The organism is Bradyrhizobium sp. AZCC 2230 (genome assembly GCF_036924495.1).
GTDB lineage: Bacteria > Pseudomonadota > Alphaproteobacteria > Rhizobiales > Xanthobacteraceae > Bradyrhizobium > Bradyrhizobium rifense.
The window spans coordinates 5052858-5066338 of the sequence record NZ_JAZHRS010000001.1 but is presented as its reverse complement, the minus strand read 5'-3'; the positions used below and the strand labels follow the sequence as shown (position 1 = coordinate 5066338).

The 13481-nt window shown below is 64.0% G+C and carries 16 protein-coding genes; 8 read left to right on the top strand and 8 right to left on the bottom strand.

Annotation, left to right across the window (positions count from 1 at the left end):
* The first annotated feature begins 2 nt into the window (after positions 1–2).
* The 4 genes from V1280_RS24320 to V1280_RS24305 all read left to right on the top strand — a co-directional run bounded on the left by V1280_RS24320 (position 3) and on the right by V1280_RS24305 (position 3311).
* Entirely contained in the window at positions 3–803 is an 801-nt protein-coding gene (locus tag V1280_RS24320; protein WP_334529877.1) for an alpha/beta hydrolase, read from the top strand.
* 63 nt (positions 804–866) lie between these two features.
* On the top strand, positions 867–1964 hold the full coding sequence (locus V1280_RS24315) for a calcium:proton antiporter (protein ID WP_334529874.1): 1098 nt from the start codon (positions 867–869) through the stop codon (positions 1962–1964).
* A 24-nt stretch (positions 1965–1988) separates the two neighbouring features.
* Positions 1989–2273, top strand: a complete 285-nt coding sequence (locus tag V1280_RS24310; protein ID WP_334529871.1) for a cupin domain-containing protein — start codon at positions 1989–1991, stop codon at positions 2271–2273.
* Positions 2274–2366: 93 nt separating this feature from the next.
* A complete protein-coding gene (locus V1280_RS24305; RefSeq protein ID WP_334529868.1) occupies positions 2367–3311 on the top strand; it encodes a hypothetical protein in 945 nt (314 codons plus the stop codon).
* Between the two features lie 9 nt (positions 3312–3320).
* On the opposite strand, the gene V1280_RS24300 is transcribed toward V1280_RS24305, so the two are convergent.
* Positions 3321–3971 (bottom strand): tetratricopeptide repeat protein, encoded by a 651-nt coding sequence (locus V1280_RS24300; RefSeq protein ID WP_334529865.1) that lies wholly within the window; start codon positions 3969–3971, stop codon positions 3321–3323.
* Between the two features lie 125 nt (positions 3972–4096).
* Positions 4097–4405, bottom strand: coding sequence for a 30S ribosomal protein S21 (gene rpsU, locus V1280_RS24295; protein ID WP_008131187.1), 309 nt, complete (start codon positions 4403–4405; stop codon positions 4097–4099).
* A gap of 263 nt (positions 4406–4668) precedes the next feature.
* Between rpsU and aqpZ the strand changes: the two genes are divergently transcribed.
* On the top strand, positions 4669–5391 hold the full coding sequence (gene aqpZ / locus V1280_RS24290) for an aquaporin Z (RefSeq protein ID WP_148771968.1): 723 nt from the start codon (positions 4669–4671) through the stop codon (positions 5389–5391).
* Positions 5392–5487: 96 nt separating this feature from the next.
* Here the strand turns inward: aqpZ and V1280_RS24285 are convergent, their stop codons facing one another.
* Positions 5488–6594, bottom strand: a complete 1107-nt coding sequence (locus tag V1280_RS24285; RefSeq protein WP_334529859.1) for a 5-(carboxyamino)imidazole ribonucleotide synthase — start codon at positions 6592–6594, stop codon at positions 5488–5490.
* Positions 6591–7079 (bottom strand): 5-(carboxyamino)imidazole ribonucleotide mutase, encoded by a 489-nt coding sequence (purE, locus tag V1280_RS24280; RefSeq protein ID WP_334529856.1) that lies wholly within the window; start codon positions 7077–7079, stop codon positions 6591–6593. Before purE ends, V1280_RS24285 begins: the two co-directional genes overlap by 4 nt.
* A gap of 141 nt (positions 7080–7220) precedes the next feature.
* Here purE and V1280_RS24275 point away from each other — a divergent pair, with 141 nt between their 5' ends.
* Positions 7221–7967, top strand: a complete 747-nt coding sequence (locus V1280_RS24275) for a GGDEF domain-containing protein (protein WP_334529853.1) — start codon at positions 7221–7223, stop codon at positions 7965–7967.
* Positions 7968–8028: 61 nt separating this feature from the next.
* Here V1280_RS24275 and V1280_RS24270 read toward each other — a convergent pair whose 3' ends face one another.
* The 3 genes from V1280_RS24270 to V1280_RS24260 all read right to left on the bottom strand — a co-directional run bounded on the left by V1280_RS24270 (position 8029) and on the right by V1280_RS24260 (position 8863).
* Positions 8029–8280, bottom strand: coding sequence for a hypothetical protein (locus tag V1280_RS24270; protein WP_128918215.1), 252 nt, complete (start codon positions 8278–8280; stop codon positions 8029–8031).
* A 21-nt stretch (positions 8281–8301) separates the two neighbouring features.
* Entirely contained in the window at positions 8302–8520 is a 219-nt protein-coding gene (locus V1280_RS24265; protein ID WP_334529846.1) for a hypothetical protein, read from the bottom strand.
* 136 nt (positions 8521–8656) lie between these two features.
* A complete protein-coding gene (locus V1280_RS24260; protein ID WP_148771963.1) occupies positions 8657–8863 on the bottom strand; it encodes a YdcH family protein in 207 nt (68 codons plus the stop codon).
* A gap of 327 nt (positions 8864–9190) precedes the next feature.
* Between V1280_RS24260 and V1280_RS24255 the strand changes: the two genes are divergently transcribed.
* On the top strand, positions 9191–9373 hold the full coding sequence (locus tag V1280_RS24255) for a YdcH family protein (RefSeq protein WP_027532476.1): 183 nt from the start codon (positions 9191–9193) through the stop codon (positions 9371–9373).
* A gap of 112 nt (positions 9374–9485) precedes the next feature.
* Here V1280_RS24255 and V1280_RS24250 read toward each other — a convergent pair whose 3' ends face one another.
* Positions 9486–10589, bottom strand: coding sequence for an NAD(P)/FAD-dependent oxidoreductase (locus tag V1280_RS24250; RefSeq protein ID WP_334529835.1), 1104 nt, complete (start codon positions 10587–10589; stop codon positions 9486–9488).
* Positions 10590–10794: 205 nt separating this feature from the next.
* Between V1280_RS24250 and V1280_RS24245 the strand changes: the two genes are divergently transcribed.
* Positions 10795–13479: a sensor domain-containing protein gene (locus V1280_RS24245; protein ID WP_334529832.1), complete on the top strand. Its 2685-nt coding sequence runs from the start codon at positions 10795–10797 to the stop codon at positions 13477–13479.
* The last annotated feature ends 2 nt before the right edge of the window (positions 13480–13481 follow it).

Below are 13481 nucleotides of genomic sequence, written 5' to 3'. Positions count from 1 at the left end.
GCATGACCGTCATCAGGTGGATCGCCATCATTCTTGCGGCCGGCTATCTCGCCGGTCTCGTGCTGCTCTATCTCAGGCAGCGCGAGATGCTGTTTCCGATCCCGACCATCGAGCGGACGGCGCCCGCTGCCGCCGGCTTTCCGGAAGCTGAAGAGCACGTCCTGGCGGCCTCCGACGGCGAGAAGGTCATCGTCTGGCACGTGCCGGCGCGACCCGGCCGCCCCGTGATTCTCTATTTCCATGGCAATGGCGATTCTCTCGCGGGCCTCGCCGGTCGCTTCAAGGCCATGACCGCTGACGGCACCGGTCTCGTTGCGCTGTCCTATCGCGGCTATGCCGGTTCGAGCGGCGCGCCGAGCGAGGACGGCCTGCTGCGTGACGCCGCTGCGGCTTATTCATTCGCGGTCGCCCGCTACGAGCCGCAACGTATCGTCGCATGGGGCTTCTCGCTCGGAACAGGTGTTGCGGTCGCAATCGCATCGGAGCAGGCGGTCGGGAAGCTCATCCTCGAAGCTCCCTACACATCGATCGCCGATGTCGTGGCCCCGCTTTACTGGTTCGCTCCGGTCCGCCTTCTGATGCGCGACCAGTTTCATTCCGACCGGCGCATCGCGCGCGTCACAGTGCCGCTGCTGATCATGCACGGCACGGAGGACCAGACCGTCCCATTCGCGCTCGGCGAGCGGCTGTTCGCGCTGGCTCACGAGCCGAAGCGATTCGTCCGCATTCCCGGCGGCGGCCACGACGACCTCGCCAGCTTCGGTGCCATCGAGATCGCGCGACAATTCATCAGCGGAGCCTGAGGGCTGACGGGCGCGATGTTCTCGCGCATAATCGGCCCCCACTTGCTTGGAGGAATTGTTGGCATGAGCGCACATGGACCGATGCCGCGGTCGTCCTGGATCTTCCCCGCTCTGGCGGTGCTGCTGTTCCTCATCGTCACCGTGACCGGCTACGGCTTCACCCTGTCGGCCGGCGGCGGCCTGTTCGCGGTCGTCCTGCTGGTGATCCTGTTCGGCACCGTGTTCGCGGCCGTGCATCATTCCGAGGTGATCGCGGAGCGGATCGGCGAGCCCTACGGCACGCTGCTGCTCACCCTTGCGGTGACCATCATCGAGGTCGCGCTGATCACGACGATCATGCTCGGCGACAAGCCCGCGCCGACGCTCGCGCGCGACACCGTCTTTGCGGTCGTCATGATCGTCTGCAACGGCCTCGTCGGCCTCTGCGTGTTCATCGGCGGACTTCGCTACCGCGAGCAGGGCTTTCAGCTCTCCGGCGCCAACGTCTATCTCAGCGTGCTGATTGCGCTCGCGACGCTGACGCTGATCATGCCCAACTACACGCTGACGACGCCGGGGCCGATCTATTCGACGCTTCAGCTCGGCTTCGTCGACCTCGTGACCATCGTGCTCTATGGCGTGTTCCTCTACACCCAGATGGTCCTGCACAAGGACTACTTCGTTCACGATCGGGCGGACGGCGAGGGCGGGACGGCCCATCTGTCGGGCAGGATGCTGGCCCTCAGCGTCGCGCTGCTCCTGATCTCGCTCCTGGCCGTCGTGCTCCTCGCCAAGAAATTCTCGCTGGTGGTGGACGCCGTCGCCGACAGGATCGGCGCCCCGCCGGCGTTTGCCGGCCTCCTGGTCGCGCTCCTGATCCTGCTGCCGGAGGGCGTCTCGGCGATCACGGCCGCCCGCCGGAACGACCTGCAGAAGAGCATTAACCTGGCGCTCGGTTCCTCGCTGGCCACCATCGGCCTGACAATCCCGGCGGTCGGGATAGCCACCTATGCGCTCGACCAGCCCCTGGTGCTGGGCCTCAATCCCCAGAACACGGCACTGATGTTCCTGACATTCTTGCTGAGCATGCTGACCTTCGGCACCGGCAGGACCAATGTCCTGTTCGGGCTGGTCCATATGGTGGTATTTGCCGTCTACGTGTTCATGGTCTTCGTGCCCTGAGCCGATTCCTTAAGGAGAGTTCCGATGCTTGCTGCCGGGTCCGAGGTTCAGGTCGACAATGACGAGGTCCGGGTGACCGAATGGCGGCTTGCCCCGGGCAGCGCGACCGGGCATCACACCCACGGAATGGACTATGTGATCGTTCCCGTCGTGGCCGGCGAAATGACCATCGTGGCGCCCAATGGGGAGCGTTCCAGGGCGCAGCTTGCGGCCGGAAAATCCTATTTTCGCAAGGCCGGCGTCCAACACGACGTACTTAACGAAACCTCAACCGAGATCGTGTTCCTTGAGATCGAGCTGAAGCCGTAACGCACGCGTAACCTTTGCCATCGATCCGTCGCAGTTGATCCCTTACAATGCCCCAAAGTTCCCGCATCAGAACGCGCGGGGAGTGGCCGAGAAATGCTGAAATACGTCGCTAAGATTTCGATGGATATTTTCCCCTCGGTGCTCGCCACGATCATCGGGGCCTATATCGTCAATCACTACATCAACGCCAGGCCGGCGGCGGATACCCCGGCGGCTATCGTCGCGCCTGCCGAGGCCGGTAAGGACGCCAAGCCGGCGGACACCGCCAACCTCCCGGCCCCAGGCGTCAAGGCCAAGGGCGTCTCCGAGAAGAATGTGACCGAGAAGGCGACGGTCGAGAAGTCCGAAACCAAGGCTACGGACGTCAAGGCTACGGACGTCAAGGCTGCGGACGTTGCTCCCGCCGAGACTGCTTCGCACGGCCGTCCTGCGGCGCGTGAGAAGGCGGCCGCCAAGTCTGCCCCGGCAGCGACCGCTCCGGTGGTTGAAGCTAATTCGGCGCCGGCTGCCGCGACCCCCGACGCCAACGATCTCGCGCGCGCGGCCATCGAGCGTCTGCGCAAGTCGCCTGAGGGCAAGGCCGCTGAGGCCAAATCCGCCGAATCCAAATCTGTCGAAGCCAAATCTGTCGAGCCGAAGTCTGCCGAGACCAAGCCGGCCGAGCGGACCTTTGAGCCTGCGGTTCGGGAAGCTGCCCGTACGCCGGAGGCCCCGCGTGTTATCTCTTTGGAGCCGTCCGCGGTGCGTCCGTTGCCGCCGCCAATCACGGTGTCGACGCCCCTGCCCGAGGCCTATGGCAATGGCGGCTCCTCGCAGGGAAGCCCGTCCTACACGGCCTCGGTCGGCAACGACGACCCGAATCGGATGACGCCCCCGGCTGACATTCCCGTGCCGGTGATTGCGCCCCCGCTCGATCTGCGCGCCGATGCCGGTGCGTCCATGCCGCGGCCGAAGAAGACCAATGTCGCCGACGAGATGCTGTCGGGCATGAAGTCGATGTTCCACTCGGTCCTGCCGAAGAGCTCCACCCCCGATTAAGACGCTCTGTCAGCCGCCGACACGGGTCAGGCCGCTGCGGGCGGCGTCATCGCGTGGGCGCAGGCTAACGGCCTTGTTGTAGGACGCCGCAGCCTTGGTCTTGTCGCCCAGCCGCTCGTACGCCTGTCCCCGCGCCGTCCAGACCTGGGCGTTGTGCGGATCGGCCTCTGCGGCCTCATCGAGATCGGCCGCCGCCTCCTTGACCTTGCCGATGGCGAGATAGCTGACGGCGCGGCCGAGCAGCGGCTCGGCCTTCTGCGGATTGAGCCCGCTTGCGGCACCGAAATCGGCGATCGCGAAGTCGTGCTCGTTATTGCCTTGGTAGAGCAGGGCGCGGCCGTAGAGCGCCTGCGCGTTGTAGGGATCGAGCGCGACGGCGCGATTGAACTCGTCGAGCGCTGCCTGCGTCTCGCCGGACTTCGCCAGGGCCTGGGCTTTTGCCGTGTGGGCCTGGGCCTCGGTGACACTGCCGGCGCTGACTGCGCTATCCGGGGCGGCAGCCGCCTTGGGCGCTTCCTGCGGCTTGTCCTTCTCCGGCATCAGTGAGCCCAAATCGAAGGAGCAGCCGCACAGTACGATCCCCACCAAGGTCAGCGCGAGCGGCTGGCGCCAGATCCGGCGCAACCGCGCCAAGCCGGGCTCGGGGAAAGGGGAGGCCATCTACGGTTCGCTCGCGCTGGTGCCGCATCTGTAGTGCCCCGTCCCAGAAAGGCACTGCTCACAAAATAATAACGCGGGCCCGGGGCCCGCGTCATTGAAAACTCAGTCCTGCAATCTCGGCAAGATCAGCGCGGTCCGCGCGGACCTGCACCTGCACCAGCGCCCGGGCCGCCGCGGCCGCCACGCTCGCCACCGGGGCCAGCGCCGAACACCGGCTTCGGCTTCATCGGCAGCAGGCCTTCGCGCTGCAGCTTCTTGCGGGCCAGCTTGCGCGCGCGGCGCACGGCTTCAGCCTTTTCGCGGGCCTTCTTCTCAGAGGGCTTCTCGTAGTGACCGCGGAGCTTCATCTCGCGGAAAATACCCTCGCGCTGCATCTTCTTCTTCAGCGCCTTGAGGGCTTGGTCGACATTGTTATCGCGAACGAGAACCTGCACGCGGCATCCTCTTCAGTGGATCGGATTTGAATTCTGGTAAGTCTAAGGGGATGGCTAAACGCCCGGCCCTTAACCTTGAGGGCGCGGATGTATCAGACAAAACCTGACATGTCCACCTGTGAGGCGGCCTTTCGGGCCTAGTTCAGCCATTAAATGAGACGAAAACTCCCCAGTGCGGTCCTAATTTGGGTGATTTGGCGCCAAAAAACGGGCCGTTTTTCCGGAGGTTGATCCGGAGATCTTGAAATCAGGGGAGACGCCACATGGATATGAAGAAATATGCGGCCGAGGCCATCGGCACGTTCTGGCTGACATTCGCAGGCTGCGGCAGCGCGGTCATCGCGGCCGGCTTTCCGCAGGTCGGCATCGGTCTGGTCGGTGTGTCCCTGGCCTTCGGCTTGAGCGTCGTCACCATGGCCTATGCGATCGGCCATATCTCGGGCTGCCATCTCAATCCGGCCGTCACGGTCGGCCTTGCCGCCGGTGGACGTTTTCCGGCAGGCCAGATCCTGCCTTACGTGATCGCGCAGGTCTGCGGCGCGATCGTCGCCGCCGAGCTGCTCTATGTGATCGCCAGTGGTGCGCCCGGATTCGACGTGACCAAGGGCTTCGCCTCCAACGGCTACGACGCGCATTCGCCCGGCCAGTACAGCATGGTCGTCTGCTTCGTCACCGAGGTGGTGATGACCATGATGTTCCTGTTCGTCATCATGGGCTCGACCCATGGCCGCGCGCCCGCGGGCTTTGCGCCGCTCGCGATCGGACTTGCGCTGGTGATGATCCATCTCGTCAGCATCCCCGTCACCAACACGTCGGTGAATCCGGCGCGCAGCACGGGCCCCGCGCTGTTCGTCGGCGGCTGGGCGCTGTCGCAGCTCTGGCTGTTCTGGGTCGCACCGTTGATCGGTGGCGCGCTCGGCGGGGTGATCTATCGCTGGCTCAGCGAGGAGCCCTCGGGCGTCGTCGCGGGCGCGAAGACGGCCTAGAGCGTTTTCGAGCGAAGTAGATACCGGTTCGCGTCAAGAAAACGCGTCAAAACCAAAATTCCAAAAAAGGGGATCGCAGCTTTTGCTGCGGTCCCCTCACTTGCTTTTTGAAGGCCTGACTTCGGTGACGTGGCCCATCTTGCGGCCGGGGCGCGGCGCGCCCTTGCCGTAGATGTGCACGGTCGCGCCGGGCACGCTCAGCCAGGTCTCGTAATCGTTGATCTCGTCGCCGATCAGATTGGTCATGGTGACGATTTCGCCGTGACGCACCGGCTTGCCGAGCGGCCAGCCGGCAATGGCGCGGATGTGCTGCTCGAACTGGGAGACCGACGCGCCGTCGAGCGTCCAGTGTCCGGAATTATGCACGCGCGGAGCGATCTCGTTGACCAGCACTTTCGGCCCAGTGCCATTGGCGAGCACGAACATTTCCACGGCGAGCACGCCGACATAGTCGAGCGCGGTCGCGATCTTGCCGGCGATGCTGCGCGCCTCTTCGGCCAGCGCATCCGGGATCGGCGCAGGTGCACGGGAAATCTTCAGAATGTGGTCGCGATGCTCGTTCTCGGTGACGTCGAAGCATTCGACCTGGCCGGCGGCCGAGCGTGCGGCGATCACGGAAATCTCGCGCTCGAACGGCACGAAAGCTTCGAGAATCGCCGATTTGGTGGCGAGGCTGGTCCAGACCTTCGCGATATCGTCGCCCTCGCGGATGATGGTCTGGCCCTTGCCGTCATAACCGAAGCGGCGGGTTTTCAGCACGGCGGGGAGGCCGATCTTGGCGATCGCCTCGCGCAGCGAAGCGACCGAGGTGACATCGGCGTAAGCCGCGGTGCCGACGCCGAGCCGGGTGACAAAATCCTTCTCGGCCAGCCGGTCCTGGGTGGTCTCGAGGATCTTGCGGTTCGGCAGCACCGGGCGACGCGCATCCAGCACCATGGCGGCCGCGGACGGCACGTTCTCGAATTCGTAGGTGATGACGTCGACGTCGTGGGCGAACAGCTCGAGCGCCTCGACATCGGCATATTCGGCGCAGGTTGCATTCAGCACGACGTCGAAGGCCGGCGAATCCGGATCGGGCGAGAACACCTGGCAGCGCAGGCCGAGCCGCGCCGCTGCCATGGCCAGCATCCGTCCGAGTTGTCCGCCGCCGAGGATTCCGATGGTGTCGCCGGGTTTCAGCTTCACCTGCTTTGCGTCAGTCACGCCTTGTCCTCCGGGCGCTCGGCAACCGCCTCGGTCTGGGCCTTGCGCCAGGCGGCCAGGCGGTCGGACAGGGCCGGATCGGACAGCGCCAGCACGGATGCCGCGAGCAGCGCCGCGTTGATCGCGCCGGCCTTGCCGATCGCGAGCGTGCCGACCGGAATGCCGGCGGGCATCTGAACGATCGAATAGAGCGAATCGATGCCCTTCAGCGTCCTGGACTCGACGGGCACGCCGAACACCGGCAGTTCCGTCAGCGCTGCGGCCATGCCCGGCAGATGCGCGGCGCCGCCGGCACCGGCGATGATGACCTTGAAACCGGCCGCCTTGGCGCCCTTGGCGAAGCCAAAGAGCCGGTCGGGGGTGCGATGGGCCGAAACGATGCGGGTGTCGGAGGTGACGCCAAGCGCTGTGAGCGTGTCGGCGGCGTGCCGCATCGTCTCCCAGTCCGACTGGCTTCCCATGATGATGGCGATCGGCGCGGTCATGACGTCAATTCTGCTCGGAAAACAGAAAGATAGGCCAGATTAACGGTTCCGGCCGGCGGCTCGCAAGGCGGTGGCAAGGAGAAGGGAATGCACTATCCTGTCTTGGTGAATCCCCGCAAGCCTTCATTGAGCAGGATGCCCATGAAGAAACCAAAAAGGGCGACCGCTGCGAAGGCCAAAAAAGGCCGAAAAACCAGCGGGAGCCGAACGAAAACTGCACCCAAGCGGCCCGCAGCTGCGGCGGCGCGCCCCGCGCCCGCAGCCCGCGCCGCCAAGGAAACCAGCAAGGAAACCAGCAAGAAAACCAAGGATACCAGCAAGGCGGCCATCCGCGGCCTGCGGACCAAGCTCACGCAAGCGCTGCGGCGCGTCGCCGAGCTTGAGGCGGCGGCCGACACCGATTTCCTGCTGGATATCCCCAACCGGCGCGGCTTCGAGCGCGAGCTCCAGCGCGCCGTCGCCTACATGAAGCGCTACCGCGCCAGCGGCGCGCTGATCGTGCTCGACGTCGACCGGTTGAAGCCGATCAACGATTCTTTCGGTCATGGCGCCGGCGACCAAGTGCTGAAGGCGATCGCCGCGACGCTGACACGGCAGATCCGCGCCTCCGACGTGGTCGGCCGTCTCGGTGGTGACGAGTTTGCCCTGCTGTTGTGGAATCTCAGCGAGACCGACGCCAAGGCGAAGGCTGTGATCTTCGAGCAGGCGATCGACGATTTGTCGTTCACCTTTCGCGGCCAGCACGTGACGGCGGGCGCCTCCGCCGGTGTCGCGTTGCTCGGTGCGCAGTCCGATGCCGTCCGCGCGCTGGAGGAGGCTGACGCCGCCATGTATGTGCGCAAGGCCCATCGGCGGCACGAGCCGCGGATCAGGCTTGTGAGCAGCTAGAGCATGATCCGGAAAAGTGTGCAGCGGTTTTCCGAAAAGATCATGCTCAAACAATAACGCTTTACAGCGTTGCAAGGTCTTCCGGCACGTTGCCGAATTTGCGCAGCAGCGTGGCATCACCGAATTCGCCGGTCATGGGATCGCCGCTGCGGCTGAACGCGACCGCGCCGATATGGCCGGCACCGCGCGACAAGGCCTCGGCGCGTCGCAGCGCAGCCGTCGAGCTCTGGCACTCTTCGGCGGCGCCCGCGACAGGCGATCCGTCGGCATCGATCAGAAAAGGCATTGCAACGTAGTAGGTGACGTCCGACATGGCGTTGCTCCGGTGATGAACTCAAGCGGCGCCGCTCTTGCCCCGCGTCCAGCTGCGCGAGGTCTCGGGAATGCAGCCGGCCGCAATCGCGGCCTGCAGCTCTTCCAGTTCGGCTTCCAGATATTCGTTGGCCATGATCAGCGCCTTGATGGTGCTGCGCAGATTGCCGTCACACATCGCGATCGCTTGATCGCACGCTTGCTCATAATAGCTGTTGTCGAGAAGGGCCGGGGCTGACATCTGCGGTGTCCTTGCGGGTTGTCCTTGGGCGTTTCCTTGGACGTTTCCTTGGGCGTCGGGGGCGAGATTTATGTTCCTCTTTTGTTCTTTTTGAGTCAAGCGGATTCATGCGCGGCAATCCGCGACTGCTCGCGGATCAGGCGATGATGTCGGGCGTGATCTGGTCTTCGATGAAGGCGATACGGTCGCGCAACAACAGCTTGCGTTTCTTCAACCGCTGTAACCGCAATAGGTCGGGGGCGGGCGATTGATGCAGTGCATCGATCGCCGCATCGAGATCTCGGTGTTCCTGCTGCAACCGGGTGAGCTCGGTTTCGAGCTCACGCTCGTCTTCATTGGTCATGTCTGCGGTGGCCGAAAACCGATAGGCTGAAATTAAGGCTGTGGATGCCCTGTGGAAATTATCGTCCTTGCGCGGCGTGATCGCAAGCGATCTGCGGCCTTCGCCTACCGCTCCCTCGCAAGATATTTCAACGATTCGCTGCGGCGTTGCGCAAGCGCATTGATATCATGGATTTTTCACCAATTGGTTCCTTACTCACGGTTCATTACATATGAATTTTCAAAAATGACGGTGCGACGACGGATACCCATCGACAGATCGAATCGGTGATGTACACTTCCCCGTCCGGATCGAATCCAAGGTTCACCCCTACCGAGGAGGTTTCGAATGACAATTCAGGCACATCTGGTTGAATTGGAACGGAAGCACAAAACTCTCGAAAACGAATTGCACGATGCTCTCGTGCACCTTTCAACAGACGACCTGCAAATTGTTGAGTTGAAGCGCCGGAAGTTGATGGTCAAGGACCAGATCGAGCGTCTGAAGCACACCGGCGACACGCTTCACTAGTAAACCCCGTAACAGCGTAAAGTTTGATCGTATCCTTTCAGGCAGGGGTGAGAGCCTTTGCGCTCATCCCTGCTGTAGGTACGCAACTCGCGCAACCGTCATTGCGCAGTGGTTAGATCTCTGCGAGCTCCGCGACGTGGTCTGCGATCGCGAGCGACGATGTCAGTCCCGGCGATTCGATGCCGAACAGATTGACCAGACCCGCGACGCCATGGTCGCGCGGACCCTGCATCAGGAAATCCTGCGTCGCTACGGCCGGCGGCACGATCTTCGGGCGGATGCCCGAATAGCTCGGCATCAACGCGCCATCGGGAAGCGTCGGCCAGTATTTGCGGATCGCAGGATAGAAGCGTTCGGCGCGTGACGGATCGACCTCATAGTCGATCGTCTCGATCCATTCGACGTCGGGGCCGAAGCGCGCCTGTCCTGCCATGTCCAGCGTGAGATGCACGCCGAGTCCGCCGGGCTCGGGCACCGGATAGATCAGGTGCGAGAATGGTGCGCGCGCGTTGCAGCTGAAATAGTTTCCCTTGGCGAGATAGGCCGGCGGAATCCGGTCGATCGGCATGCCCTCGATGTGGCGTGCCACGGTCGTCGCCGAAAGCCCGGCGGCGTTGACGAGCAGGCCGCATTGCAGCGTCATCGGCGCTTCGCCGCCGGCTTCGATCTCGATCATTCCGGCGTCCGCCTTGGCGCGGATCAGCGGTGTGTGAAACGCAAAGGCCGCGCCGGCTGCCTCGGCCTCGCCGCGCAGCGAGAGCATGTAGGCATGGCTGTCGATGATGCCGGTCGACGGCGACAGCAGCGCGGCGTCGCAGGCCAGCGCCGGCTCCAGCGCGCGCGCGGCTTCGCCCGAGAGCAACTGCATGTCGAGCACGCCGTTGGCCTCAGCATGCGCCTTGATCGATTGCAGCTTCTCGGTCTCCTTTGCATTGGTCGCGACGATCAGCTTGCCGCAATTCTTGTGCGGGATGCCGCGCTCGCCGCAATAGCGGTAGAGCGCATGCTTGCCGCTGACGCACATGCGCGCCATCCAGCTTCCGGCGCGGTAGTAGATCCCGGCATGGATCACCTCGCTGTTGCGTGACGAGGTGATGGTGCCGATGGCCTCGGCTTCCTCGAGCACGATCACTTCGCGCCCGGCCTGGGCCAGCTTCCGGGCCACCGCGAGCCCGACCACGCCGGCTCCGATGACGACGCAGTCGACCCTATCCATGGTTGCGCAGAAGTCCCGTTGAAATTGCCGAGAGGGCCGGTTTGCCTGGGAAACGCGCCGCGCGGCCGTTGTCCATTAAGGAAGCATTTATCATGTCAGGGCAATTGCCGTATTTCGCGTCAGATTTTTCTGTTGGGCGTACAGGCGTTTACCCGATCCAAACCCGTGAAGCCAGACAATCCGGAGTTGAAATCGCGGGTGGCTGATGGCTGAGAAGAACTGGCAGGAAGGCAGCATGCTTCCGATTGCTGTGCAGGCCGTCGTGTGCCTGGCCAGCGCGGTCGCGCCTTCGCGTGCCTATGCCGACAGCCTCAATCCGCCGAGCGATCTCGGCAATCTCGACCCCAATTTGATCTGGGAAGCGCTGATTGGGGGCGTTGTCGTCTGCGCCTTCCTCGCGGCCGTCGCGCTGTGGATCCATTCCGCGCTGCGCCGGAGCAAGCGTTCGCAGTTGCGGCGCAACGCCTTCGTCTCCTCCGCCATGAACAATCTCAACCAGGGCGTGGTGATGACGGATGCGCAGCGGCGCATCATCTTCTGCAACGACCGCTATATCGAGATCTACGGCCTGACGCGCTCGGACCTGTGGACCGGCATGACCGGCTACGACATCCTCGAGTTGCGGCGCCAGCGCGGCGTCCTCGCCGTCTCCGATGACGACTTCTACGAGAAGGCGGCAAGCTCCAACGGCCTGATCACCGAACTGCCGGATGGCCGCGCTATCCTGGTTAAATATTTCGTTCTGCCGAACGGCGGCTCGGTGGCGACCCATCTCGACGTCAGCGAGCAGCGCAAGCTGTCGCGGCAGCTCGCCTCGACCAAGCAATTCCTGGAAACGGTGCTGGACAACGTGCCGGCCTGCGTGGCCGCGAAGAACATCGAGGACGGCCGCTACATCTTCGCCAACCGTGCCTATGAGCGGTTCTGGGGCTTTTCGCGCGATCAGGTCGTCGGCAAGAATGCGCGCGAGCTGTTCGACCCGAAATCGGCGGCGAGCATCGAGGCGACCGACCGGGCCGCGCTGCTGGCGCCTGAAGGACAGTATCGCAACGAATTCGAGGTTGAGGTCCAGCGCGACCAGGCCCGGCGCATGGTGGCCTCGATCCGCATCGTGGTCCGCAACGAGAGCAACAAGCCGGAATTCCTGCTGGTGGTGTTCGAGGACATCACCGATCGGCAATCGCTGTCGGTGGAGCTGGAGAACACCAAGAAGTTCCTCGAGCTCGTGGTCGACAATATTCCGGTGGCGCTGATCGTGGAGCAGGTCAAGGATGGCCGCTACCTGCTCGCCAACCGCAGCGCCGAGACGATCCTCAACCGCAGGCGCGAGGAAGCGACCGGCCTGACCGCCTCCGACATCTTCAACGCCAAGGAAGCCAAGCTGATCATCGCGCGCGACGAGGCCGCGATCAAGAAGCGCGGGATGATCACCGAGGAGCATCCGATCTCCACCAAGGACGGCCTGCGCCTGTTCCTGACCCGGCGGGCCACGGTGCTCAACGATGCCGGCGAGCCGCAATATCTGATCAAGACCCACGAGGACGTCACCAACCGCCGGCAGACCGAGTCGCGGATGGCGCACATGGCCTATCATGACGGCCTCACGGATTTGCCGAACCGCGCCGCCTTCCTTCAGGCGCTGAACCAGATGATCGAGGCCTGCGAAGGGACCGACGAGGAATTTGCGGTCCTGTGCGTCGATCTCGACGGCCTCAAGGAAGTCAACGATGTGTTCGGCCATGCGCTTGGCGACAAGCTGCTGATCGAGGTGGCCCTGCGGCTGCAGGACACCGCGCGCGGCGGCCTGGTGGCGCGCCTCTCCGGCGACGAATTCGGCCTGATCATCGACGGCAAGCAGCCCGACGCGGGCCTCGCGCTGGCGCAGCAGCTCGGCGAGGCGCTTGCGCCCGAATTCCACATCGACGGCCGCGCAGTCCGCGCCGGTATCACGACCGGCATGTCGATCTTCCCGCACAACGGCCCCGATGGTGCTTCGCTGCTCGCCAATGCCGGCGCGGCCCTGTTTCGCGCCAAGCAGAAATCGCGCGGAACGATCAGCCTCTACCAGCCCGAGATGGACCAGCAGATCCGCGACCGCCGCGTGCTGCACCAGGATCTGTCGATGGCGATCAAAAACGGCGAGCTGTCGCTGGCTTTCCAACCCCAAGGCATCGCGCGCAACAGCGTCGCCGAGAGCGAGATCATCGGCTTCGAGGCGCTGGCGCGCTGGGCGCATCCGGTGCGCGGCCAGGTCTCGCCGGCCGAATTCATCCCGATTGCGGAGGAAAGCGGCCTGATCGTCGAGATGGGCGAATGGATCTTGCGGCAGGCCTGCCGCGAGGCGGCGTCGTGGCCGAAGCCGCTGCAGGTCGCGGTCAATCTGTCGCCGGCGCAGTTCATGCACGGCGACGTGGTCGGGCTCGTCCATTCGATCCTGATCGAGACCGGGCTTGCCCCCGGCCGGCTCGAGCTCGAAATCACCGAGGGCGTGCTGATCGAGGACTTCGATCGCGGCCTGGCGTTGCTGCGCCGGCTGAAGGCGCTGGGCGTCCGCATCTCGATGGACGATTTCGGCAGCGGCTATTCCTCGCTGAGCTATCTCCAGGCGTTCCCGTTCGACAAGATCAAGATCGACCGCGCCTTCATCATGAATCTCGGTCGCAATCCGCAATCGGCTGCGATCGTCCGCGCCGTGATCGACCTCGGTCACGGCCTCGAAATGTCGATCATCGCCGAGGGCGTCGAAACCATCGAGCAGCTCGCTTTCCTCGCCAGGGAAGGCTGTGACGGCGTGCAGGGCTATTTGCTCGGCAAGCCGCTGCCAATCGGGAAATATGCCGGCCTCGTCGGACGCGTCGAGGCCATGGAGCTTGCGCTCAAGACCGGCTAGTG

Coding starts and splice junctions, on each gene's coding strand:
- V1280_RS24320 (WP_334529877.1), top strand. CDS start 3: ATGACCGTCATCAGGTGGATCGCCATCATTCTTGCGGCCGGCTATCTC.
- V1280_RS24315 (WP_334529874.1), top strand. CDS start 867: ATGAGCGCACATGGACCGATGCCGCGGTCGTCCTGGATCTTCCCCGCT.
- V1280_RS24310 (WP_334529871.1), top strand. CDS start 1,989: ATGCTTGCTGCCGGGTCCGAGGTTCAGGTCGACAATGACGAGGTCCGG.
- V1280_RS24305 (WP_334529868.1), top strand. CDS start 2,367: ATGCTGAAATACGTCGCTAAGATTTCGATGGATATTTTCCCCTCGGTG.
- V1280_RS24300 (WP_334529865.1), bottom strand. CDS start 3,971: ATGGCCTCCCCTTTCCCCGAGCCCGGCTTGGCGCGGTTGCGCCGGATC.
- aqpZ (WP_148771968.1), top strand. CDS start 4,669: ATGGATATGAAGAAATATGCGGCCGAGGCCATCGGCACGTTCTGGCTG.
- purE (WP_334529856.1), bottom strand. CDS start 7,079: ATGACCGCGCCGATCGCCATCATCATGGGAAGCCAGTCGGACTGGGAG.
- V1280_RS24275 (WP_334529853.1), top strand. CDS start 7,221: ATGAAGAAACCAAAAAGGGCGACCGCTGCGAAGGCCAAAAAAGGCCGA.
- V1280_RS24270 (WP_128918215.1), bottom strand. CDS start 8,280: ATGTCGGACGTCACCTACTACGTTGCAATGCCTTTTCTGATCGATGCC.
- V1280_RS24265 (WP_334529846.1), bottom strand. CDS start 8,520: ATGTCAGCCCCGGCCCTTCTCGACAACAGCTATTATGAGCAAGCGTGC.
- V1280_RS24260 (WP_148771963.1), bottom strand. CDS start 8,863: ATGACCAATGAAGACGAGCGTGAGCTCGAAACCGAGCTCACCCGGTTG.
- V1280_RS24255 (WP_027532476.1), top strand. CDS start 9,191: ATGACAATTCAGGCACATCTGGTTGAATTGGAACGGAAGCACAAAACT.
- V1280_RS24250 (WP_334529835.1), bottom strand. CDS start 10,589: ATGGATAGGGTCGACTGCGTCGTCATCGGAGCCGGCGTGGTCGGGCTC.
- V1280_RS24245 (WP_334529832.1), top strand. CDS start 10,795: ATGGCTGAGAAGAACTGGCAGGAAGGCAGCATGCTTCCGATTGCTGTG.